Below are 23124 nucleotides of genomic sequence, written 5' to 3' on the forward strand. Positions count from 1 at the left end.
TAATCTTTGAAAATGACCAAAGGTAGCGCTCGGCTACCTTGGTCTTAACTGGGTTCTATTAGCGTTTCACCGCTTCAAGTTTCCAGATGTTGTTCACGTAGTCGCGGATAGAGCGGTCTGATGTGAACTTACCAACTAGGGCAGTGTTAAGAATCGCTTTCTTAGCCCAGCCTGCTTGGTCTTTGTATTGTTTGCCCATTTCTTCATGCGCTTTCACATAAGATGCGAAGTCAGCAAGACATAGGTATGGGTCACCGCCATCTAGTAGGCTATCGAATGTAGCGCGTAGTAGGCCTGGTTGACCTGGCGTAAACTCTTCGCCTGTTAGTAGGTCTAGAGACGCTTTCAGTAGGTGATCTGCGTTGTAGTAGTCGTAAGGGTTGTAGCCAGCTGCTTTAACCGCTTTCACGCCTTCAACATCAAGACCGAAGATGTAGATGTTCTCGTCGCCCACTTCTTCACGAATCTCAACGTTAGCACCATCCATCGTACCGATAGTTAGGGCACCGTTAAGAGCCATCTTCATGTTACCTGTACCAGATGCTTCTTTACCCGCTAGCGAGATTTGTTGTGAAACGTCTGCCGCAGGGATGATGATCTCAGCCATGCTCACGCGGTAGTCAGGGATGAATACCACTTTCAGTTTGTTACCGATGCGAGGATCATTGTTGATCTTCTCTGCAACCTTGTTCACTGCGAACATAATTTCTTTCGCTAGGTGGTAGCCCGGTGCTGCTTTCGCTGCGAAGAAACATACGCGTGGCTCACACTCGAAACCAGGTTCGTTCAGGATGCGGTGGTATAGAGACAGAATGTGTAGCAGATCTAGGTGCTGACGCTTGTACTCGTGTAGACGCTTGATTTGAACGTCGAAGATAGCGTTAGTATCTAGCTCGATACCCATGTTATCTAGAACCCAATCAGCAAGACGCTGTTTGTTTTCTTTCTTAACAGCCATGAATTCTTTTTGGAATTTCGCGTCTGTTGCGTATTTAGCGATACCTTCTAGCTGCTCTAGTTTCGCAGGCCATTCTGGACCTACTTTCTCAGTGATTAGCTTAGAAAGACCCGGGTTACAGAACTTCAACCAACGACGAGGAGTGATACCGTTCGTTACGTTGTGTAGACGAGTTGGGTACATCTCGTGGAACTCTGGGAATAGGTCTTTCTTAACCAGTTCAGAGTGAAGTGCTGCTACGCCGTTAACTGCGTAAGAACCGATTACACATAGGTTAGCCATGCGAACCATGCGGTTGAAACCTTCTTGGATGATAGAAAGCTTCGCTTGCTTCTCACCGTCACCAGGCCACATCTTACGAACTTCTTGTAGGAAGCGGTGGTTGATTTCAAAAATGATTTCCATGTGACGTGGAAGTAGACGCTGGATTAGCGACTCTGGCCATGTCTCTAGTGCTTCTGGAAGTAGCGTGTGGTTAGTGTACGCGAATGTCTGAGAACTGATTTCCCAAGCCGCTTCCCAAGTAAGACCTTTTTCGTCCACTAGGATGCGCATTAGCTCAGGGATAGCAATTGTTGGGTGCGTATCGTTAAGCTGGATAGTCTCTTGCTTCGGTAGATCCGCTAGCGAGTAACCTGCTGCTTCGTGGCGACGTAGGATGTCGCGTACCGATGCTGCTGAGTGGAAGTACTGTTGCATTAGACGTAGTGTTTTACCTTTCTCGTGGTTATCGTTCGGGTAAAGCACTTTAGTGATGTTGCCTGCGTCGATCAGCGCGTGCTGAGCTTCGAAGTAATCACCGTTGTTAAAGCTTTCTAGTGAGAATGGTGCGATTGCCTGACATTCCCAAAGACGTAGAGGGTAAACCGTGTCTGATTCGTAACCTACGATAGGCAGATCCCAAGGCATTGCTTTTACAGACATGCCAGGAACCCATTTACGAACTTCTTTACCGTTCTCGTTTACCACTTCAACGTGACCGTAGAAGCCGATTTCTTGCGCAAGCTCAGGGCGAGCCACTTCCCAAGGGTAACCTTCTACACCACGCCATGCGTCTGGTGCTTCTTGTTGACGGCCGTCTTTGAACGACTGCTTAAATAGACCGTATTCGTAATGCAGGCCGTAACCTACAGTTGGGAATTCTTGAGCCGCACATGAATCCATGAAACATGCTGCTAGACGACCTAGACCACCGTTACCCAGTGATGGGTCACGTTCTTCTTCTAGAAGGTCTGTTAGGTTGTGACCTAGCTCAGCCATAGCTTCAGTGATCTCTTCGTAAAGACCCATGCTGATTAGGTTGTTACCAGTCAAACGACCGATAAGGAATTCTAGTGAAAGGTAGTTAACGCTTTTCGCTTCTTGGATGCGAGCGTCTGCTTCAGTAGCAAGCAAATCACAAGTCGTAAACTCAGCCAATGCACGACCCATTGCTAGGTACCATGCGCGGCTATCTGCATTTTCAACCGTGTGAGCGTAAGTCACAGATAGATGTTTCTTTACGCTTTCTTGGAACGACTTCTTGTCAAATTGTTTCTGTTGAGTAGGTTTCATTAAGAAATTCTCACGTCTTTTAGTAATTCATCTGCCATACATCGTGCATTTCCCTCTGTGAATAAACATCCTCCCATTTATCCTCCCTACAAGGAGGAGGGGGTAGGGCGTAGAGGGCGTAAGGTTGCAAACTTAGTGATCCAAATCGCAACACAGCAGCCTATAACCCTATTCTTAGTGATTCGGATCACAGCCAACTTTGAGAAAGGTTAAATTTTGTTCATGACGTTTTTTATTCGACAACTCTAATCTGATGTAAAAACTGTCTTAGTGATCACATTAAGCCTTTTAACATCGATAAATTTTCCGTAATAGATGTGCAACTCTTTCTACATGGGATCAATACCACCGGCTTTTAAGTGACCAAAATCACAAATACAGGGCGTAGTTGGTGGCATTTGCAGCAACCCTTGAGAATTAGGAAGTGGATCAAAGTAACAACCGATTCTGTTGTCGTAACATCGCAAACGACTCACCAGCCTGTACACTTTTTACACAAACTAGAATTTAGTGGTGTGAGTCAGTTTCTAGTTTCGCTAGCTCAAAAAATTTAAGGACAGAATTAATAATGTGGATTCCATCTAAACTTACTCGCCCTGGCCGCTTGCATAACGCGATCGTCCGCCCGCGAGTGTTGGACTTACTACAACAAGCGCCTTACTACAAATTGGTATTGTTCCGCTCGCCTGCTGGTTACGGAAAAACCACCATGGCAGCACAATGGTTGTCAGATAAACCCAACGTAGGTTGGTACAGCATTGATGACAGTGATAACGACGGTTTTCGCTTCGTTAACTATTTGCTGCAAGCTTTAAACAAAGCCACCAACTACAACTGCTCTAACGCTCAGAAATTGGCTGAGAAACGTCAGTTCTCTTCTTTACGCTCTTTATTCAGCGAAGTTTTCGCTGAGATGGCGGATTTTCAGCACGAGTGTTACGTCGTATTAGATGATTATCACCTGATCACCAACGACGAAATCCATGAATCGATGCGCTTCTTCTTAAAGCACATGCCAGACAACCTAACCGTTGTTGTCACAAGCCGTGCAGCTCCGCCGCTGGGGACGGCGAACCTGCGTGTACGTGATTTGATGATCGAAATTGGCAATGAAATGTTGGCATTCGATACTGAAGAAACCACGCGCTTCTTCAATCAACGCATTGCCGACGGCATCGATGAAGACATGGCAAACAACCTACGCACCTATGTGGAAGGTTGGCCATCAGCGCTGCAGCTTATTGCGCTGCAAGCTCAGCATCAAAACCGCACATTGGCGCAAACCGTTGAATCTGTTTCTCAATTCAATCACGCTCACCTTTGGGATTACTTGGTCGAGGAAGTCTTTGATCTCTTAGATAAAGAGACACGTCACTTCTTAATGCAGGTGTCGGTACTGGACCATTTCAACGATGAGTTAGTGTTTGCACTGACCCAGCGTGAAGACGCTCTGGGCATGATTGAATCACTCAACCGCTACGGCTTGTTCATCTACCCACTGGAAGGTGAGCAAAACTGGTTCCGTTTCCACAACTTGTTTGGCGAGTTCTTGTCGCATGAGCGTCAAGCGCGTATTCCTCAACAAGAAAAAGACCTTCACCGCAATGCCGCGGTTGCTTGGCTAAAGCAGAAAGCACCACATCAGGCGATCCACCACGCTCAAAAATCTAACGACACCGATTTGATCGTTGAAATTTTGAATGAGTTCGGTTGGAAGATGTTCAACCAAGGCGAGTTAACAACGCTAGAGTCTGCCATCAACCAACTAGATAAAGATCTGCTGTTCAGCCATCCGAAATTGTCGATGCTAAGAGCTTGGTTGGCACAGAGCCAACACCGCTACAACCAAGTTGGTAAGCTACTAGCAGAAGCAGAAGAAGAGCACAAAAAGCGTAATATCGAACTCGACACTGGTTACCAAGGTCAAGCCAATGCCCTACTCGCTCAAGTCGCGATCAACAGCAACCAACCAGAGCACGCATTGGAACTTGCAGAGCTTGCGCTTAGCCAACTTGACCCAACCGTATACCGCAGCCGTATCGTGGCTACGTCGGTCGTTGGTGAAGTTAACCACGTATTGGGTAAACTCGACCGCGCGTTGCCGATGATGCAACAAACCGAAAAGCTGGCTCGCCAGTATCAGGTTTACCACCAAGCGTTGTGGGCCATCTTGCAGCAAAGCGAAATCATGATTGCGCAAGGTTACGTTCAAGCAGCATTTGAACTGCAAGATTCAGGCTTCCGTCTGATCGAAGACCAGCAGCTTCAGCACGTACCTCTTCATGAATTCTTGCTGCGTATTCGCGCTCAAGTATTGTGGTGCTGGAACCGTTTGGATGAAGCAGAAGAGTGTGCGTACAAAGGTTTGCAGATTCTGGAAAACCACTCGCCAAGTAAGCACTTACATAGCTACTCAATGTTGGCTCGTATTGCGATTGGTCGCGGTGAACTGGATAAAGCAGGCAAGTTCATCGAGCACATCCAGCACTTGATGAAGCAGTCGACTTACCACGTTGATTGGACAGCCAATGCCTCACTTTCTCTGATCTTGTTCTGGCAAGCACGTGGGAACACTGAAGCGATTCAAGAATGGTTGAATACCGCCGTTCGTCCTGAATCAGCATGTAACCACTTCCAGCAACTGCAATGGCGTAACATTGCTCGTGCTCATATCAACCTTGGTCAATACGACGAAGCACGCCAAGCTTTGGACTTCCTACAAAGCGAAGCGCGACGTACTAACCTAGTGACCGACACAAACCGCAACTTAGTCGTAGAAGCGGTATTTGCTGCGCGTCAGAAAGACGAAGAGCAAGCCAAAGCATTACTAAAAGAAGCGCTAGTGATGACTAACCAAACCGGTATGGTCGGCAACTTCTTAATCGACGGTGCAACCATTGGCGGGTTGTTAGAGAAGCTAAGCCTTCGTCATGAATTAGGCGATTTGGAACGTCACCGTGCTCAACAGTTAATGAAAGACATTTCATCTAATCAGCGTAGCCGTTCTATTCACTTCGATGAGGACTTTATCGAGAAGCTAGTCAATCACCCGAATGTTCCTGAGCTGGTTCGTACTAGCCCACTAACTCAACGTGAATGGCAAGTACTTGGTCTTATCTACTCTGGCTTTAGTAACGAGCAAATCGCACAAGAGCTGGATGTGGCAGGCACAACGATTAAGACTCACATTCGTAACTTGTACCAAAAGCTCAACATTGCAAACCGTAAGGAAGCAATCGTCACAGCAGAGAACTTGTTGCAGCTGATGGGTTACTGAGCAGGCTAAATAAATTAGTGCTAATACTAGGGTTGGCGTTATGCGTCAGCCCTTTTTTATTGCTAATTAAGCGTTGAAAAGTGCAAATTGCAAAGCACGTAGGAAACGTTGTACATATATTCCAGACAAAAAAATAGCCAACCGCAATTAAGGCGATTGGCTTATGTATGATGTGAACAATGTGTATTCACTAACAACGTCAGTTGGCTAGGTGACCCTCGGCTTAAGAAGGGTCGAAAAGAATTATGCATTAATCATGCCAATTTGAAAAGCATTATTTTTGGGCACAAGATCTCATATCAAATCTTGTTACAGCCTTAATTTTTGCATTATGCAAAGCCAGAATGCAAAACGCAGTTGCAAGACGCAATCTAGTCACATAAGTGATAAATAAATCATCAATTAGCTAGATTCACGAGATTTATTGTTTAATTAGGTTAATTTAGACAGTGTTGAGCGATTTATATTTCCCCATATTCACCCTGCCAAATCTCGTTTATCGCCCTGTTTTTATTTGTAGGAAATCACTAAAGCTCTTCTGTTTCTCTGATAAGCAATCATTTCGATATCTTCCGAAACACTATTTCATACTTTTTTGACATCAATGTTTGTATACTCACTGCCATCAACATGACTTAGTACTTGAGAAATGAACTATCTAATCACCTACTTTAAAGGAATGGCCATGGGTGCAGCCGATGTTGTCCCTGGCGTATCAGGCGGCACCATTGCATTCATTACCGGCATTTACGACACGTTGCTAGAAAGCATTCGACGTATTAACCCATCACTTTTCTCGATTTGGAAAAAAGATGGCTTCAAAGCCGCATTTAACCATATTAACGGCTTCTTCCTGATTTCACTGTTTGCGGGCATTTTCACCAGCATCGCAACGCTAGCAAAACTGATCAGTTGGCTATTAGAAACTCACCCAATTCCAATTTGGTCTTTCTTCTTCGGCCTGATTTTGGTGTCGGTCTACCACATCATTCGCCAAGTAGAGAAACGCGATGCGATTCGCTTTGTTGCCCTCTTGATTGGTATTGGCTTTGCCTACAGCATCACGGTACTCAAACCACTTCACATGGAGCCAACTGCAATCAACACCATTCTTGCAGGTGCGATTGCGATTTGTGCAATGATTCTACCGGGCATCTCAGGCAGCTTTATTTTGCTGTTGATCGGTATGTACGCTCCTGTGCTAGGCGCAGTGAAAGGTTTCCAAATTGATATCCTTGCCTTGTTCCTTGTTGGCTGTGTGGCTGGTCTATTGTCTTTCTCTCACCTGTTATCTTGGTTACTGCGCAAGTTCCGCGATTTAACGTTGATGTTCCTAACAGGCTTGATGATCGGTACGCTACCAAAGATCTGGCCTTGGAAAGAGACGCTAACATGGCGTACGAACTCGAAAGGTGAGCAAGTGCCATTACTAGAGCAAAACCTGTCACCATTTGAGTTTGAGCACATCACGTCTCAGCCATCGCAACTGGTGTTAGCTGTGATCATGATGCTAGCTGCCATTGCACTGGTACTTGGTTTAGAAAAGTTTGCGGATTCAAACAAGTAAATCTGAACCTCTATTCCATCATTTAAGAAGCGGAGCCATTGGCTCCGCTTTTTTTATTTACGCTTTACAAACAATAGGTTTCAAATAGATAGGAATATACCCAAGTGACTTCAAGATGCAGGATTCAGAGCGTTGTCATTGATTCGAGGGCAAGGAAAACAACACAGCGTAATAGCCAGCTATTTCCAAGTTGTTTGACGCAGCAATCGGGTCAATGACACGCTCCCAAAGGGCGAGTTGCTTTGGCTTGTATACTTTGTTGTCGATTCTTGATTTAGCCCCACCAAACCTTTAAATCGGCGCCGCGTCTACAAACCAAATCATTCTCGCTGAACCAAGCATCTCGAGGTTACTTGGGTATAGTGCACAATTTGTTGAAGTTACGAGTTTTCGTACATTCCATCTGTGCTAGGATGCAGACAATGTTAAGTGATAAATACTGAATCTTAATGAAAGTGTTACAAATCGCAGGGATAGCCGTTGCACTGGTTGCTGGCTTTTACGCGCCTACCCTGATCAAAAACTTCTCTTCAGCGCCCGAGCCTAAGTCGCTCGATGAATACTGTTTCCTCTCTACTGAACCTTGCATCCAACATGATGTTGCGATGACGCTTAGCGTCGATACTGCTCAACCTCTGATCCCAGCTCAGCTCGAAGTCGAATGGCAAGACAGCGAAGCCGATCAGCTTGTATTAAGTTTGGTTGGTCGAGAAATGGAAATGGGCGAGCCAAAATTCATGCTGAAGAAAGTGGCGCCGGGTAAATTCGTGGGCGATGTGACATTGCCCGTTTGTACACAAGATTCGATGACGTGGGTTGGTGAGCTTTCCGACGGTAAAGACACCATCTACCCAGCCCTCAAAATGCAAAGATAAGGAATTGATATGAGCCGTAATTGGTCTCTCTTTCTCGTGGTTGCTTTTGTCCTCGGCTTTGGTACCAAAACGTATCTAGATGGACAAAAAGACGTAGAGAAAAAACAGCAAGTCGCGACCGAACAAAGCGTGTTGTTCGGCGAAGGCGATAAACCTGTCGATATCTTCGATACCAGCGATGATCGCATTCGCATTGTTTACTTTGGCTTTACGCGTTGCCCAGACGTGTGTCCGACCTCATTAGCCATGCTAGCCGGCGCTCTCAACCAAATCGACGATGCACAGAAAGCACAGTTGCGCCCGATGTTCATCTCGCTTGATCCAGAACGCGACGAAGCTGATGCATCCGCCAAATATGCGCACTACTTCCATCCGATGATTGAAGGTCTATCAGCGCCACTTGATGTGACCACCCCACTTGCTCACAAGTACGGTGTCATTTTCCGTAAAACGGAGCTAGAAGGCTCAGAGCTGAAATACACACTCGACCACAGCTCTTACTTTTACTTCTTGAAGCCTGACGGCACACTCATCACTAAAGTGCCACATACCTTAACGCCTGCGCCAATTGTCGAGGCGATAACCAAACTGACTGCAGAAGGAAAAACCAATGAAAGCTAAGCATGCAATCAAAACGTTAGCCCTCTCCGCCCTACTTCTAAGCCCTTTGGCACAAGCAAACCTCAATGTAATGCCACACGAGCCTTATGCACGTGCCATGGCGCCAGGTGCTGTGACAAGCGCTGTGTTTGTGACCTTTGCTAACCGAAGCCAAGAAGACATCAATATCGTTGCAGCAGAAACCCCTGCGGCAGGCAAAGTCGAGCTGCACGATGTGATTAAAGAAGGCGATGTGATGAAGATGCGTCAGGTAGACCACATCACGCTCGCTGCAAAAGAGACTACCGAGCTAAAACCGGGCAGCCTGCATATCATGCTATTCGACCTTAAAAAGCCGCTTAATGAAGGCGACGAAATCGAGGTGACAGTGACTTACGACAACGGCCAAAAGCAAAGCTTTATCGCACCAGTCAAAAAAGTCATGGCAGGAATGAAAAAGCACGATCATCATTAGTGCTTCTTTACTTCATCGATTCGAAGCTCCTCCAACGTGAGGAGCTTTTTTATTCCTCTCTCCTTTCTCTGAGCAGTATTCGCCAAGCTATCAATGCATGATTTTGTGTCCTAAATCAGAGCGAAACAGCCGCAGCTGAGATATAAACAAGGCTTTGCTGCCAAACGAGTTTCTCGCGATGTTAAAAGCCCTTTCTCGCATCTTCAAAATGCTGACGCACGTAAATCCAAATCTGGAACAAGATGTCGACACCATCATTGACGCTATCGGTGGCATGGATAATTTGGTGGAAACCGGAGCTTGTGCGACAAGGCTACGCCTCACACTAAAAGACACTGCAATCGTGAATCAAAAAGCATTGAAAGCACACGGAGCACATGGCGTGGTGATCATCGATGAGCGACATATCCAAATCATCTACGGCGTAAAAGCCAATACCTATTCACAAGAGATGGAAGAACGTCGAATAAAACACATATAAAACGCAAAGGAGTTGTAAGAATCGAATCACAGCCGCTATACTCCGGCCGTTAACTCACCAACTAAGAGGAAATATGATGATTGTAATGAATAACACTAACTGGGCAGTGAAAGGGTAAACGTCCAACTTTTTTCTCGTGGCTAAGCCACAACTCCTCCCTTCCTTGCCCGGTTTTCACCGGGGTCAGCTCTATGCGAATTAGACCCTAATGCGATTTGTATTAAGGCGCTTTGTTGCGTCTGGGATAATTCAACAATGAATAAAACACATTCTTTTTGTGAAACACTACTAACTCAACCTAACCCATTAAAGCTATTAGGTTGGAAACCGTTTTTTCAACAACAACTGACGCTAGACGATTACGAGAACACGCTTTTCGCGCGAGTGATTGCTCACCATCGTAGTGGTTACGTTGTGGTTAGCGAACAAGGTGAAACTCACTTACCTATCCATACCTCGTTACCCAGCATGACCGTTGGTGACTGGGTGATACTCAACCACCAGCAGCAGTTTTCTCGTTTACTTGAGCGCCGCAGCTTATTCAGCCGTAAAGCCGCTGGCAGCAAGGTCGCTGAGCAACTTATTGCCGCCAACGTGGATACGGTCTTTATCGTTTGTTCACTCAATCACGACTTTAATCTCAGCCGCATTGAGCGCTACTTGGCACTCATCAATGAAGCCGATGTAGAACCTGTGATTGTGCTGACGAAAGCAGACTTATGTGACGACGCTGACGAGCTCAAAGCTCAGGTACAAAAGCTCGATCCACTGCTTATGGTAGAGAGCGTTAATGGCTTGGACGAATCAGACGTTGCCAAGTTGATGGGTTGGTGTGGTGAAGGTCAAACCGTCGCCTTTATCGGTTCTTCTGGGGTAGGAAAATCGACCTTAGTCAACACCTTACTTGGCGAGCAAGAACAAGCGACTGGCGGAATTCGTGAAGATGACAGCAAAGGTCGACATACGACGACCTCGCGCTCAATCCATCTATTGCCTTCCGGTGGGATCCTAATGGACACGCCGGGAATGCGAGAGATCCAATTGGCAGATTGCGAAGCAGGCGTGAGTGAAACGTTCGCTGATGTTGAAGCATTGGCAGAAAACTGTCGATTCAGCGATTGTCAGCATCAAACGGAACCGGGTTGCGCGGTTCAAGCCGCAATTGAAGATGGCACATTAGAGATGCGCCGCTTTACTAACTACCAAAAGTTACTGCGAGAACAAGCCCACAACGGCGCGACTCTCGCAGAACAACGAGCTCAGAGTAAACAGTTCGGAAAAATGGTACGCAGTATCGTTGGCGAAAAGCGCAAACACCAACGAGGTTATTAACTTGTTGCATTTGCGTAATCAATAGAACAAAGGAGGCTAACGCCTCCTTTTTTAATAACTTAGTGAAAAACCATCATTCATACTTGGCGACACAAATCAACATAAAAGACCAATAACAGCAACATTGTGCAAACATTTAAACTAAGAACAAACTAAAACTAGACACAAAATATTACCAAGCTAAGATATGTGATATTCAGCAAGAAAATAGCTGGATTTATAAAAACAGGATAATTGATAATCAGGACGTCTTAGCAACACAACAACAAGGTTCAGCCCCTTCATTCTAAGGAACATTACGCCGTGTAATGACTGAAACTTACGCTGCTGCTGAGGCAAAAATTGCAGGAATGATGTATGCAAATGCAACACAACAGTCTCGTTGCCCGATACGCTCGCGGTAACCTCGTTCTCCAGATCCTCGTCGGTATTGTTTTGGGTATTCTGCTTGCGACTATCTCACCAAGCCACGCTGAAAGCGTTGGTATGCTAGGTAGTCTATTTGTCGGTGCTCTTAAAGCGATTGCTCCTATCTTGGTATTCATTTTGGTTGCGGCTTCTATCGCCAACCAAAAGAAAAACCAACACACTTACATGCGTCCAATCGTCATTCTTTACCTAGCGGGTACCTTCTTCGCGGCGCTAACCGCAGTAGTACTAAGTTTCCTTTTCCCGACCAATTTAACGCTAGTAACGGGCGCTGAAGGTGCAACGCCACCACAAGGCATTGCAGAAGTTATCCAAACCTTGCTGTTCAAGCTGGTTGATAACCCAGTAAACGCACTAGTAGAAGCGAACTACATCGGTATTCTTGCTTGGGGTGTGGGTCTTGGTCTTGCGCTTCACCACGCATCAGCAACGACGAAAGCGGTATTCGAAGATCTAAGCCACAGTGTTTCTCACATTGTTCGCTTTATCATTCGTCTTGCGCCTTTCGGTATCTTCGGTTTGGTTGCATCTACATTTGCAACAACTGGTTTTGGTGCACTAGCGAGCTACGCTCACCTTCTAGCGGTACTACTGGGTTCAATGTTTATCATTGCGCTAGTGGTTAACCCAGCGATCGTGTACTTCAAAACAAAAGAAAACCCATACCCATTGGTGTTCCAATGTCTACGTGAAAGTGGCGTAACGGCATTCTTTACGCGTTCAAGTGCTGCGAACATTCCAGTGAACATGAACCTATGTAAGAAGCTAGACCTAGACGAAGATACGTACTCAGTGTCTATCCCACTAGGTGCGACCATCAACATGGCGGGTGCAGCAATCACTATCACCACCCTAACGCTAGCAGCGGTACACACTATGGGCATCAAAGTTGATCTCATGACAGCGGTACTACTAAGTATTGTTGCTGCAGTATCAGCGTGTGGCGCATCAGGTGTCGCAGGTGGTTCTCTACTACTAATCCCACTAGCGTGTGGTCTGTTTGGTATCTCAAACGATGTAGCAATGCAGGTTGTAGCGGTTGGCTTCATCATTGGTGTGATTCAAGACTCGGCTGAAACAGCACTAAACAGCTCAACAGACGTTATCTTCACTGCCGCTGTTTGCAAATCAGAACAGAAGAAAGCTCAGTAAGACTTAAGCATCTGTAAGATATACGTATCTTTGATGTAAGAAATAGAAAGGGGAGCCAACGCGGCTCCCCTTTTTGTTTCCTGTTAAGGATGACCTACAAACGAACCGTCTTCCCAGTTCGCATGGATTCTAACGCAGCGTCCGCTAACGTCAGAGCAATCTCACCATCTATGCCAGAGCAGCATGGCGCTTCGCCTTTCAGCACTTCAACAAAGTGTTGCCACTCGGCCACGTAAGCACGCTCATAACGCTCTAAGAAGAAGTACTTTGGAGTTGCGCCTGCTTGCCCTGTTTCTGTACTGCGGCTGACTAGATTTTCGGTCTGATTCGCCACTTGCAGCATACCTTTCTCGCCATGCACTTCGAGACGCTGATCGTATCCGTAGCCAGAGCGACGACTGTTATGAATCGTCGCCATCGCACCAGAAGGGAATGTAAGCGTCACCACACTGGTATCGATATCTCCCGCTTCACCGATGGCAGGATCTACCTTACAACTGCCATGCGCAGTAAGCGCGATTGGGTCTTCCCCTAAGATAAACCGCGCCATGTCGAGGTCGTGAATCGTCATATCACGGAACATGCCACCCGAGGATTTGCTGTATTGCGCTGGGGGTGGCGCAGGATCGCGAGAGGTGATAATTACGCTTGCTGGTTCGCCAATTTGGCCGTCATCTAACGCTTTCTTAAGACTTAGGAAATGCGGGTCAAAGCGGCGATTGAAGCCTAATAAGAAAGGCACTTGATGCTGATTTACTACGCCCAAGCAATCACGTACTCGCCCCAAATCAAGGTCGATTGGCTTCTCACAAAAGATGGCTTTGCCTGCTCTTGCTGCTCGCTCAATCAAATCCGCATGAGTATCGGTTGATGAGCAAATACACACCGCATGAACATTGTCATCCGCCATCGCTTCTTCCACGGTTTGGCGTTTTGTCTGCGGATATTGCGCACAAAACTGATCCGCATAGACCTCATAAGGTTCGATAAGCGAATAAATCGTAGTTTCTGGTGAGCGTTCGATATTGACCGCATGAACTTGACCAATTCGACCCGCTCCAAATAAAGCAATATTAAACATAGGAAATCCTTTCTGTGTCGCTTAGTCGAATTGACGCTTCATGCCCGCCAACATATCTTCGGCGATGTCATAGTAATCCCCTTCCCACAGTTGGTCATTGAGGAACTCACCAGAATAGAAGCCGTCGTAACCTGTTTGGCGAATCGCATCGACCCATTCTTTTAATGGCACTTCACCTTGTCCTAGCAAGTAACCACGTAGAGCGCGCTCATCAGGCCAAGCCTCACCCGGAGCGGGACGCTTGCCGTCAGACAAGTGCACGTTGTAAATCAGCTCAGCATCGATATTTGCCACTTGCTCCAGCGTTGCCCCGCGACATGCCCATAAGTGCCATGTATCCAGAACAAAACCAAAGTTGTCGCGACCGACGGCGTCGTACAGGCGGAAGTAATCTTCCAGTTTGGCGATTGGAGTCCAAGCCGCGCCTTCATATTGGAAACGGATGCCATAGCTCTTACCAATGTCGACAATCTGGCGAATGTTCTGCGCCGTGAGTTCGATGTTTTGCTCTTTGGATAAGCCGTTTAATGCCTCAAAAGCATTGAGCTGGATGGTAGGTGCACCCACGGCCTGCGCAAAACGGCACAGCGTTTCTGAATCTTGGAACAGTTGACGTTGGCTAGCTTTATCTGTCACTTCAACTGCGCCAATGATGTCGATTGCCGTTGGAACAATGCCAAACTCATCCATGCGCTGTTTGAGCTGCTCAGCCGTGAAGCCAGCCTGAATATAACGCCAGAGTTTTTCGGTGTGGATTTCGAGCCCTTGATAGCCAGTTTCTTTGGCGAGTCGGACATCAGATAGGATATTGCTGTGCAGAGAGCACATGCCATGTAGAGCAAAACGCATCAGATTTACCTCTTCTCACTGCCCTGTATATTGCAGGACATAAGCTGAATTCAGCTCGAGCAAACCCGCAGCACAACCGCTAAGTTGCACCTAATCAGTGGACAAAGGTATGGAAAAATCTGCGCGCTTTACTGCTTATTCGCTCGCAGGATCGCGTCCCTATTCGAGATTACTGAGCGATGAAATTACTTCACTTCTCGACAAATCAGACTCACCGCAATCGCCTGCGCCAAATACATGGAGCTGCTGAGCGAACGGAAGCCCATCAATTCGCCTTCTTGCACTTCAAAACAGACATCCATTTTGCTGCCATGAGGCGTCATTTGGTTATCAGTAATGCAGACAATCGGCACGTTCTTTTTGCAAGCATCATCAATCAGTTGGCTGGTTTCTTCCGCGTATGGATTGAAGGTGATAGCAAACAGAACGTCTTTATCGTTCATTCGTCGAGTTAACGGAGACAACATGCCACCGTGATCATCCAAGAGCACGACACTCTTGTCGGATTTCATGAGGGCGTACCAAAGATAGAAAGCCACTGGGTAAGCACGGCGAGTACCTTGAATGTAGATGGTTTCTGCACCATCCATCAGAGCCACTGCACGTTCCAGTTTTTGTGGAGAGACCGACATTTGAAGCTGTTCTAATGCTTCAATGTTCGCGTGTCCGAAGTCTTGGAAGATGGCTTGAGGCGAGTCATGCGGGACGTCCTCCATCTCACGAGCTTTGCGAACGCGCTCTTTGTAATCTCTCGGGCGATTCAAATATTGATCGCGAAACAGTACTTGCATAGAAGTGAAGCCATCAAAGCCCATCGCATTAGAGAATCGACTTAAGGTCGACAGAGGGACGTTGGCTTGCTTAGCAATGGTCGCCATGGTTTCTACCGCTACCAGCATCGGCTGGTCGGTTACGAAATCCGCGACTTGCTGCAAACGCCCGCTCAAACTGTCGTAACGCTTTGCGATTAACTCTTTTAGTGTGTCTAAATCTGCAGGTGCTTTCACTTCAACATCCATAGTTATACTGCTCTCCTATCAATGAACGCTTGGAGATAGAGGCCCCTTATAGTAACAAAAGGGGCCGCTATTTTAAGATAATAATTCAAAGTTTCGTACCGCTTCTTCTTTCACATAAGGCATCGCCTTTTGCATGAAGTAAATACGGTCAAACTTTTGTGGTTCCTGATTCATGTAATCGCGAAGATTATGACCCAGAGCCTGACGCAAGCAGGTGCCAATATTGAACTTGGACACGCGGCTTTGCTTGAGCTTGAGCATGTCTTCATCGCGGATACCACTCGAACCATGAATCACCAACGGCACAGCCACAGCATTTGCGATACGGTCTAAGCGACCAAAATCGATAGTACAAGTTGGCTCGGTTAGGCGATGAACGTTGCCGACGGAAATTGCGACACAATCAACGCCACTCTCTTCTGCAAAGCGCGCCGCATCTTCCGGTTCTGTGTAGATAGATTTTATGTGGTCGCGACCTTCTTCATAAGGCACCGAACCAATTTCACCCTCTACCGATGCTCCTAACGCATGCGCCACTTCCACGACTTTCTTGGTGCGAGCAATGTTCTCGTCCAACGTCAGTTGCGAGCCATCAAACATCACGGAACTAAACCCAGCTTTAAGCGCGCGAAAGACGATGTCTTCTTCGTAAGTGTGGTCAAGGTGAAGCACCACTGGTACCGTGCTCTTATGCGCTAGATTTAGGAACATCGCCGCAGCGGTTTCGACGCCATAAAAATCCACCACGTCTTTGTTACAAGCCAGAATTACAGGTTTGTTCACTTGCTCTGCCGCTTCAACAACAGCACGTGCATCTTCAAAGCCGAACACATTAAAGCAAGGGACCGCGTAGTTAGATGCCGCAGCCTCTGGCAATAGGTCATTCAAATTTACCAACATGATGATTCCCCTACTTGAATTTCGCGATCATGTCTTTGATGCCAGGGATCGTTTCCACTTGGTATTCGTGGTGCGGATCGAAGTGCTGAATCAAAGATTTCTCTGTTTTGCCAACGATGATGGTGAAGTAATACATTTCGTAGCCCGGCGCCGCCACACTTGGGTGATAGCCTTTGTCGATGGCAATCACAGAGCCCGTGCGCACGTGGTAAACCGGACCAAAGTCGTCTTCGTGCTCGTATAGGAACTGCGCACCAAAGCCGAAATCTGGGTTGAAGCGGAATTGATACACTTCTTCGTAAAGGGTTTCTTTGCTGCCGTCAGGCTTAACACGATCTTCATCGTGCTTGTGTGGAGGGAAGCCAGACCAACCGCCTGCCCCAACAGTGAATAGTTCACTCACTAATAAACGACCACGTTTATCTGCGTTGGATTGACCCAGTACGTGTTTGATTTTGCGGTGTGTTTTGGTGTCATCCGAACCATATTGCACTATGTCTACGTTCTCTTCGCGGACGCAGAACGGCTCTAGTGACGCTTCAAACTTACCACCTGCAATCATAACGTCAGCTTTGTCGCTCACACATTGAATGGTCGCGCGGTAGCCAAGTGGCACGTAAACCGCTTCTGGGTTGCCGTCCCAAACTGATTTACGCTTACCAATGTTGTCGAACGTTTCGCTCTCGCCGTCTTTCGTTACGGTGATGCTGCAAGTACCGCCAGCCAATACGATGACAGACTCATACCCTTCGATAACATGGTCAAAAGTTTCGTTCTGATTCAAGAACACTTGGTTGAAGTAACATAACGGCGTTACTTCGTCGTTCGCACCAATAATTGGTTCATTCTTGTTATCAAATGGTGGAATGTGTTTTCCCATTTTTCTTTTCTCCTCACAGTTCGTTTGATAACGAGACTGTCCTATCCTTCTGAAAGTGGCTTAACAAAAAAGCCGGGCCACGATGGTGTGTACGCGCACTGTTTGGTTATCCTCAAGTGACATACCGGCCCGGGAGACCAAACGCGCAGCAATGTGGTGCCCGAAAGCACCAAACCGTGCTTAACTTCGCGTCTCAATAAAATCGAATAGTTGTTCCTTAGTTGGCATGGCCTCTGTGCAGCTGTGACCGCTGACATTAATCGCCGCTGCTGCCGTGCCGTTGCGTACGCCCTCTTCTAACGACCCGCCAGTAACTAGCGTCCAAATCAGACCGCCCGCAAACGAATCACCAGAGCCAAATGGTTTATTAGCTTCCACTCGGAAAATGCCTTGCCCGAACTTATGACCAGCACGGTCGTACACTTTCGAGCCATGCTCACCGGCTTTCACCACCACCACTTGAGTGTTCTCTGTTAAGAAACGAGCCGCCGTTTGGTCATCATCGGTGTTGCCCGGAGCAATGACGGTTTCCATCATGTCGAACTCTTCACGGTTACCGATGACGATGTCTGAAAGACCTGCGGCAATGCCGTAGTAAATCGAAGCATCAGTATCCGTGCGCCAAGAGTAAGGACGGTAATCAACATCCAACACCACTAAGGTATTGCTACGACGCGCATGCTGCATCGCAATCAAAGTAGCTTCACGGCTTGGGCTTTCCGACAAGGCCGTACCCGTGACTACCAAGACTTTTGAGCTAGCGATGTAAGCTGGGTCGATCTCTTCTGGTTTGATGGTCAAATCCGATGCGTTGTTACGGTAGATAAGCACGGTGCAATCTTTTGGCTTCATCTCTGTGAATGCCACCGAAGTGCGCGAACCAGAATCATCGGTTCTCATGCCGTCAAGGTTGATGCCTTGCTCAGTCATGTAACCCTTGACGTAACCCCCGAACGCATCGTCAGCCACGCAGCCAATAAAGCCGACCTTACCGCCTAACTTGGCAATGCCCACCGCAATGTTTGCTGCTGAGCCACCAACGAATTTGTTGAAGCCGGAAATGTCCGCCATGTCGGTTTTAGCTTCGCGAGCGTAGAGATCTACGCCCGCACGTCCTAAAACGATGGCATCCAATGGTCGATTTGTTTCAAGTGCAATGTTTGTCATCGTCTGTTCCTATTATTTGTAATCAACCCAAGCGGCGTTCTGGTCTGCCGATTCCACACACTTCTCGCATAGGCGCACACCTTCGATGCCAGCATCGATACCTGGGAACCAAATTTCAGACAGCGCTTGCTGGTCATCGCGGTCCGCCGCATCGAATGCCAACGCGAAACGGTGGTACAAGTTCGCCCATGACTCGAAGTAACCTTCTGCATGACCACCACCAACACGGTTAGAAGCCACACCCGGAGCGTCTTGGTACAGGTAACCCATGCCACGCTCTAGAATTCGTGGTGCTTCACCCTGCACTTCAAAACGAAGTTGGTTTGGTTGCTCATCCCACCATTCGATGGACGCTTTCGAACCGACGATGCGGATTTTTTGTTGGTGCATCGAACCTGCATTCACTGCCGATGCCCAAAGCGTACCGACTGCGCCATCTTTGAATTGCATCATGATGTGAGCATTATCTTCGAGCGGAGCACGTGACTTGATGAAGCTTTGACGCATACAAGACAAACGGTCGATTTCAAGACCTGTCATCACTTCACACAGGTAGAAAGCGTGCGTACCTACATCGCCTAGAACATAAGTTGGGCCTGAGACTTCTGGGCTGACGCGCCATTTCAAACCTGGATCGTTTTTCTCGTATTCTTCGTTGTGGAAGCCGTGAGCAAACTGCATGTTCACCACACGAATCTCACCCAGATCACCACGCTTCACCATTTCACGCGCTTGCTGAACCATTGGGAAACCGCTGTAACCGTACATCACGCCAATCACGCGATTGCGCTCTGCTGCGATCTGTTTGAGCTCTTCTGCTTCTTCCGTCGTGAAGGTGATTGGTTTTTCACACACCACGTGTAAGTTAGCTTCCAGTGCTGCTTTACAAATTTCGTAGTGGGTTGAGTTTGGTGTTGCGACCGAAACAGCTTGAATGCCATCTTCGCGTTGCGCTTCCTTCTCAAACATCTCTTTGTAATTTGCGTAGCAACGGTCGCCATCTAGACCTAAGTTCTCACCGAAATCACGACAACGATCCGCATCCAAATCGAATGCACCAGCGACCAATTTGAACAAACCATCGCGCTGCGCTGCATTACGGTGCGAGTAACCGATCTGACTGCCACGACCACCGCCGACCATTGCCCAACGGATTGGTTGCTCAAAATGACGTTCTTCATTAAACATGTTTGACTCCTTGATAGGCTCTTGCTTAAGAGCCTATAAATCGAATTGTTGAAATCTGTTTTAAAGCTGGATGTTTTAATACATAAATCGGTTTGGGCTTAAACGCCTGCGCGTTGCGCTGCTCTGCCTTCTTCCCATGCCGCCACTTTCTCTGCGGTGTCGTCATTGCGTGTCACTTGAGGAAGGCCCACTTCCCACCAGCAATCACACTTAGACCAAGCCATTGGCGATACTGGGTCGATGTCGACCACAATCACGTAAGTACGGTCGGCTTCTTTAGCGCGTTGGAATGCGTCATCAAACTGGTCGATTGAGGTCAACTTCTCACTGATTGCACCTTGCGCTTCGGCATGCTTAGCAAAGTCCACGCGAGCTACCTCGCCATCAGGACGGCGACAGTCTTCCAATAGGTTATTGAACGACTCGTTACCCGTATTGTTTTGCAGCTTGTTGATCACTGCGAAACCACCGTTGTCGCATACCACAACAATCATCTTGTGACCCGTCAGAACTGACGAGTAGATGTCTGAGTTTTGAATCAGGTAAGAGCCATCGCCGACGAGCACAACCACATCGTTATCTGGGTTCGCAACTTTCGCACCCCAGCCACCTGCGATTTCATAACCCATGCAAGAGAAGCCGAATTCAATGTCGAACTTACCAATTTGGTAGTTCTGCCAGTTCATCGCGAGCTCTGCTGGTAAGCCACCCGCTGCCGTAAGTACCGTGTCGCCCGGCTGCATAGATTTGTTGAGCTTGCCAATCACTTCTGCATAAGAAGACGTACCGTCGAGTAGATCGCCTGGTTGAGGGTGAGTACGACGATGCACCACGGCTTTCCATTCATCCGCTTGCGCTTTCGCCGTTGCCGCCCACTCGTCACTGCTACGGAAATCACCCAGTAGGTTGGACAGCTCAACTAAGCCACGTTTTGCGTCTGCTTTAACTGGAATAGCACGATGTTTGATGGCATCAAAACGTGCGGTATTGATGGTAACCAGCTTCATATCTGGGTTCTTGAACACCGACCAAGAGCCTGTCGTGAAATCTTGTAAGCGAGTCCCCACAGCCAACACCACATCCGCATGCGCTGCCATGTAATTTGCAGAGTCTGAACCTGTCACGCCGATTGGACCTGCGTTCAGAGGATTGTCTTGCAGCATCGTGGCACGACCGGCAATGGTCTCAACCACAGGGATGTTGTGTTTTTTCGCAAAGGCAGCCAACTCGTCCGTTGCTAGTGAGTAATGCACGCCACCGCCAGAGATAACCAAAGGTTGTTTCGCGCTAAGCAGCGCCACTTTTGCATCCTCTAGATCTGCCACTTCTGGCTCTGGACGACGAATGCGGTGTACTTTTTCTTGGAAGAAGACTTCAGGGAAATCGTAAGCCACGCCCTGAATATCTTGTGGTAAGCCGATAAACGCTGGACCACAGGTTTCTGGGTCAAGCATGGTGTCAATTGCCTGAGGCAATGAGTGCATCAATTGCGTTGGCGAGATAATGCGATCCCAGTAACGTGTTAGCGGTTTGAACGCATCGTTACAAGTGATCGAAGGATCGTAGAAATTCTCCGGCTGTTGAAGCACAGGATCTGGCAGACGACTGACGTAAGCATCACCAGAAATCAAAAGCACTGGTAAACGGTTTGTGTGCGCGATACCTGCTGCGGTAACCATATTGGTTGCACCCGGACCAATTGAACTGGTCGCGATGCCGATGCGACGACGTAAGTTCGCTTTGGCATACGCGATTGCCGCTGTTGCCATCGACTGCTCATTTTGACCACGCCAAGTCGGAATTTTGTCTTCGATATTTTTTAGCTGTTGGCCAAAACACGTCACGTTACCGTGACCAAAGATGGCAAACGCCGCACCAAACAGCTGTTCTTTTTTACCATCAATTTCAATCATTTGTGCGGCTAGGTACTGAGCTAGCGCTTCTGCAACAGTTAGGCGTACAGTTTTCATTGTCTTCCCCGGTAGTATCAATCATTTTTGTAGCCACGTTGTCTCCGCGGCTTGATACAGGGGAGACGAATCTCCCCTTCCTTGCTTGTGCTCTTATAGGCCGTATTTCTTCGCGTAGCCTGTGATGTTCTCGTAAGCGGTTTTCGCGTACGTCAATGGGTGCGCTTTCGCTGGGTCTTGCTCTGCTTCAACCAGCAACCAGCCTTGGTAGTTGCGCTCCTTCAGTGCTGCGAATACGTCGTCGTAATCCACGTCACCGGTACCCGGAACAGTGAATACGCCATCAAGCACTGCGTTTAGGAATGATTTGTCTGCATCACGAGCGGCTTTCATTACTTCTAGGCGAAGGTCTTTAAAGTGCATGTGACCAATGCGGTGACCCCAACGTTTGATCATGGTCACTGGGTTACCACCACCGTAAGTGATGTGACCCGTATCTAGAGTCAGGTAAACCGCTTCGCCAGTGAATTCCATCATGATGTTGATGTCATCTTCCGTTTCACAGATGGTGCCGACGTGATGGTGGAAAGACAGCTTGATGTCGTGCTCGTTTAGAAGGTATTCCGCAACTTGAGTTAACTTCGCGCAGTAGGTTTTCCACTCGTCCATAGTAAGGATCACGCGTTGAGAAAGTGGCGTGTTGATGTCGCCGTGAACCGTGTTGCTCACTTCACCGAACACCATTGCTTTACAGCCAGCAGCCTTTAGCAATTTGATGTGCTCTTGCATCGCTGCGATTTCTTCTTCCGCGGTCAGCTTCATTAGATTGCCGCTGTACCAGCCAGAAGCGAGCACTAGGCCATGTTTTTCTAGTAGAGGGATTAGAACTTCTGGCTCACGTGGGTACTTGGTACCTAGCTCTGTACCAGTGAAACCAGCTTCTGCCATTTCACTTAGACACGTTTCCAATGGGATATCGCCGCCTAATTCAGGCATGTCATCGTTGGTCCAAGTCAGTGGGCTAATTCCATATTGCACGTTGCTCATTTTTATTCTCCGACAATGTTTGCGTTATTTAATAAATGTCGTGAAGTAAAAGCGTGGTTTTTATTGATGCTTTTCTTTCACCGATTTCGTTTCACTGGAAATTACATTAGCGAAAAAAAATTTAAATGAAAAATATTTTTCACCAGATGAAATCGATGTCATCAAATTGTTAAATCATGAAAAACCTCAGCAACCACGTGCCTTACAAGTAAGTTTGAGCTAGATCTCATTTTATTTTTATCCTTATATTTCAATAAGTTAAATACGAAAACTAAAATGAAAAATGTTTTTCATTTTTTGATTTGGGTAACACTTTAGGATAAAAAACGAACAGACAACTAGTCGAATGACAAAAGACTAAATATGATAAATGCAACCGACAA

The 23124-nt window shown here is 47.3% G+C and carries 18 protein-coding genes; 8 read left to right on the forward strand and 10 right to left on the reverse strand.

What is annotated here, in order from left to right:
- Nucleotides 1–58 precede the first annotated feature (58 nt).
- Nucleotides 59–2512 (reverse strand): glycogen/starch/alpha-glucan phosphorylase, encoded by a 2454-nt coding sequence (locus tag VCHENC03_RS10385; RefSeq protein ID WP_009706505.1) that lies wholly within the window; start codon nucleotides 2510–2512, stop codon nucleotides 59–61.
- 568 nt (nucleotides 2513–3080) lie between these two features.
- Here VCHENC03_RS10385 and malT point away from each other — a divergent pair.
- The 8 genes from malT to sstT all read left to right on the forward strand — a co-directional run bounded on the left by malT (nucleotide 3081) and on the right by sstT (nucleotide 12700).
- Complete coding sequence (malT, locus tag VCHENC03_RS10380; protein ID WP_009706506.1) at nucleotides 3081–5789, forward strand: HTH-type transcriptional regulator MalT; 2709 nt, start codon at nucleotides 3081–3083, stop codon at nucleotides 5787–5789.
- Between the two features lie 649 nt (nucleotides 5790–6438).
- A complete protein-coding gene (locus VCHENC03_RS10375) occupies nucleotides 6439–7356 on the forward strand; it encodes a DUF368 domain-containing protein (protein WP_005437870.1) in 918 nt (305 codons plus the stop codon).
- Between the two features lie 449 nt (nucleotides 7357–7805).
- Complete coding sequence (locus tag VCHENC03_RS10370; protein ID WP_005437869.1) at nucleotides 7806–8231, forward strand: hypothetical protein; 426 nt, start codon at nucleotides 7806–7808, stop codon at nucleotides 8229–8231.
- Nucleotides 8232–8240: 9 nt separating this feature from the next.
- Complete coding sequence (locus VCHENC03_RS10365) at nucleotides 8241–8852, forward strand: SCO family protein (protein WP_009706507.1); 612 nt, start codon at nucleotides 8241–8243, stop codon at nucleotides 8850–8852.
- Nucleotides 8842–9306, forward strand: coding sequence for a copper chaperone PCu(A)C (locus tag VCHENC03_RS10360; protein WP_009706508.1), 465 nt, complete (start codon nucleotides 8842–8844; stop codon nucleotides 9304–9306). The genes VCHENC03_RS10365 and VCHENC03_RS10360 overlap by 11 nt, the downstream gene beginning before the upstream one ends.
- 178 nt (nucleotides 9307–9484) lie before the next feature.
- Complete coding sequence (locus VCHENC03_RS10355) at nucleotides 9485–9787, forward strand: glucose PTS transporter subunit EIIB (protein WP_009706509.1); 303 nt, start codon at nucleotides 9485–9487, stop codon at nucleotides 9785–9787.
- 255 nt (nucleotides 9788–10042) lie between these two features.
- The gene (gene rsgA, locus VCHENC03_RS10350; protein ID WP_009706510.1) at nucleotides 10043–11119 is read left to right on the forward strand and encodes a ribosome small subunit-dependent GTPase A; all 1077 of its coding nucleotides are present in this window, start codon (nucleotides 10043–10045) and stop codon (nucleotides 11117–11119) included.
- Between the two features lie 363 nt (nucleotides 11120–11482).
- Nucleotides 11483–12700, forward strand: a complete 1218-nt coding sequence (gene sstT / locus VCHENC03_RS10345; RefSeq protein WP_032802866.1) for a serine/threonine transporter SstT — start codon at nucleotides 11483–11485, stop codon at nucleotides 12698–12700.
- A gap of 94 nt (nucleotides 12701–12794) precedes the next feature.
- Here sstT and iolG read toward each other — a convergent pair whose 3' ends face one another.
- The 9 genes from iolG to iolE form a co-directional block, all read right to left on the reverse strand.
- Complete coding sequence (gene iolG / locus VCHENC03_RS10340) at nucleotides 12795–13781, reverse strand: inositol 2-dehydrogenase (RefSeq protein ID WP_009706512.1); 987 nt, start codon at nucleotides 13779–13781, stop codon at nucleotides 12795–12797.
- 21 nt (nucleotides 13782–13802) lie between these two features.
- Nucleotides 13803–14630: a sugar phosphate isomerase/epimerase family protein gene (locus tag VCHENC03_RS10335; protein WP_009706513.1), complete on the reverse strand. Its 828-nt coding sequence runs from the start codon at nucleotides 14628–14630 to the stop codon at nucleotides 13803–13805.
- A gap of 185 nt (nucleotides 14631–14815) precedes the next feature.
- Nucleotides 14816–15649 carry a MurR/RpiR family transcriptional regulator gene (locus VCHENC03_RS10330; RefSeq protein WP_005437844.1) on the reverse strand — a complete coding sequence of 278 codons (834 nt, stop codon included), beginning with the start codon at nucleotides 15647–15649 and terminating at the stop codon, nucleotides 14816–14818.
- 72 nt (nucleotides 15650–15721) lie between these two features.
- On the reverse strand, nucleotides 15722–16549 hold the full coding sequence (locus VCHENC03_RS10325; RefSeq protein ID WP_005437843.1) for a class II fructose-bisphosphate aldolase: 828 nt from the start codon (nucleotides 16547–16549) through the stop codon (nucleotides 15722–15724).
- A gap of 10 nt (nucleotides 16550–16559) precedes the next feature.
- Entirely contained in the window at nucleotides 16560–17429 is an 870-nt protein-coding gene (locus VCHENC03_RS10320; protein ID WP_009706514.1) for a 5-deoxy-glucuronate isomerase, read from the reverse strand.
- Nucleotides 17430–17609: 180 nt separating this feature from the next.
- Nucleotides 17610–18596: a 5-dehydro-2-deoxygluconokinase gene (iolC, locus tag VCHENC03_RS10315; protein WP_009706515.1), complete on the reverse strand. Its 987-nt coding sequence runs from the start codon at nucleotides 18594–18596 to the stop codon at nucleotides 17610–17612.
- A 12-nt stretch (nucleotides 18597–18608) separates the two neighbouring features.
- Nucleotides 18609–19784 carry a Gfo/Idh/MocA family protein gene (locus VCHENC03_RS10310; RefSeq protein ID WP_009706516.1) on the reverse strand — a complete coding sequence of 392 codons (1176 nt, stop codon included), beginning with the start codon at nucleotides 19782–19784 and terminating at the stop codon, nucleotides 18609–18611.
- Nucleotides 19785–19882: 98 nt separating this feature from the next.
- Nucleotides 19883–21754 carry a 3D-(3,5/4)-trihydroxycyclohexane-1,2-dione acylhydrolase (decyclizing) gene (gene iolD, locus VCHENC03_RS10305; protein WP_009706517.1) on the reverse strand — a complete coding sequence of 624 codons (1872 nt, stop codon included), beginning with the start codon at nucleotides 21752–21754 and terminating at the stop codon, nucleotides 19883–19885.
- A 93-nt stretch (nucleotides 21755–21847) separates the two neighbouring features.
- On the reverse strand, nucleotides 21848–22741 hold the full coding sequence (gene iolE, locus VCHENC03_RS10300) for a myo-inosose-2 dehydratase (protein WP_005437833.1): 894 nt from the start codon (nucleotides 22739–22741) through the stop codon (nucleotides 21848–21850).
- Nucleotides 22742–23124 lie beyond the last annotated feature (383 nt).

The organism is Vibrio sp. HENC-03 (assembly GCF_000305755.2).
Classification (GTDB): domain Bacteria; phylum Pseudomonadota; class Gammaproteobacteria; order Enterobacterales; family Vibrionaceae; genus Vibrio; species Vibrio owensii.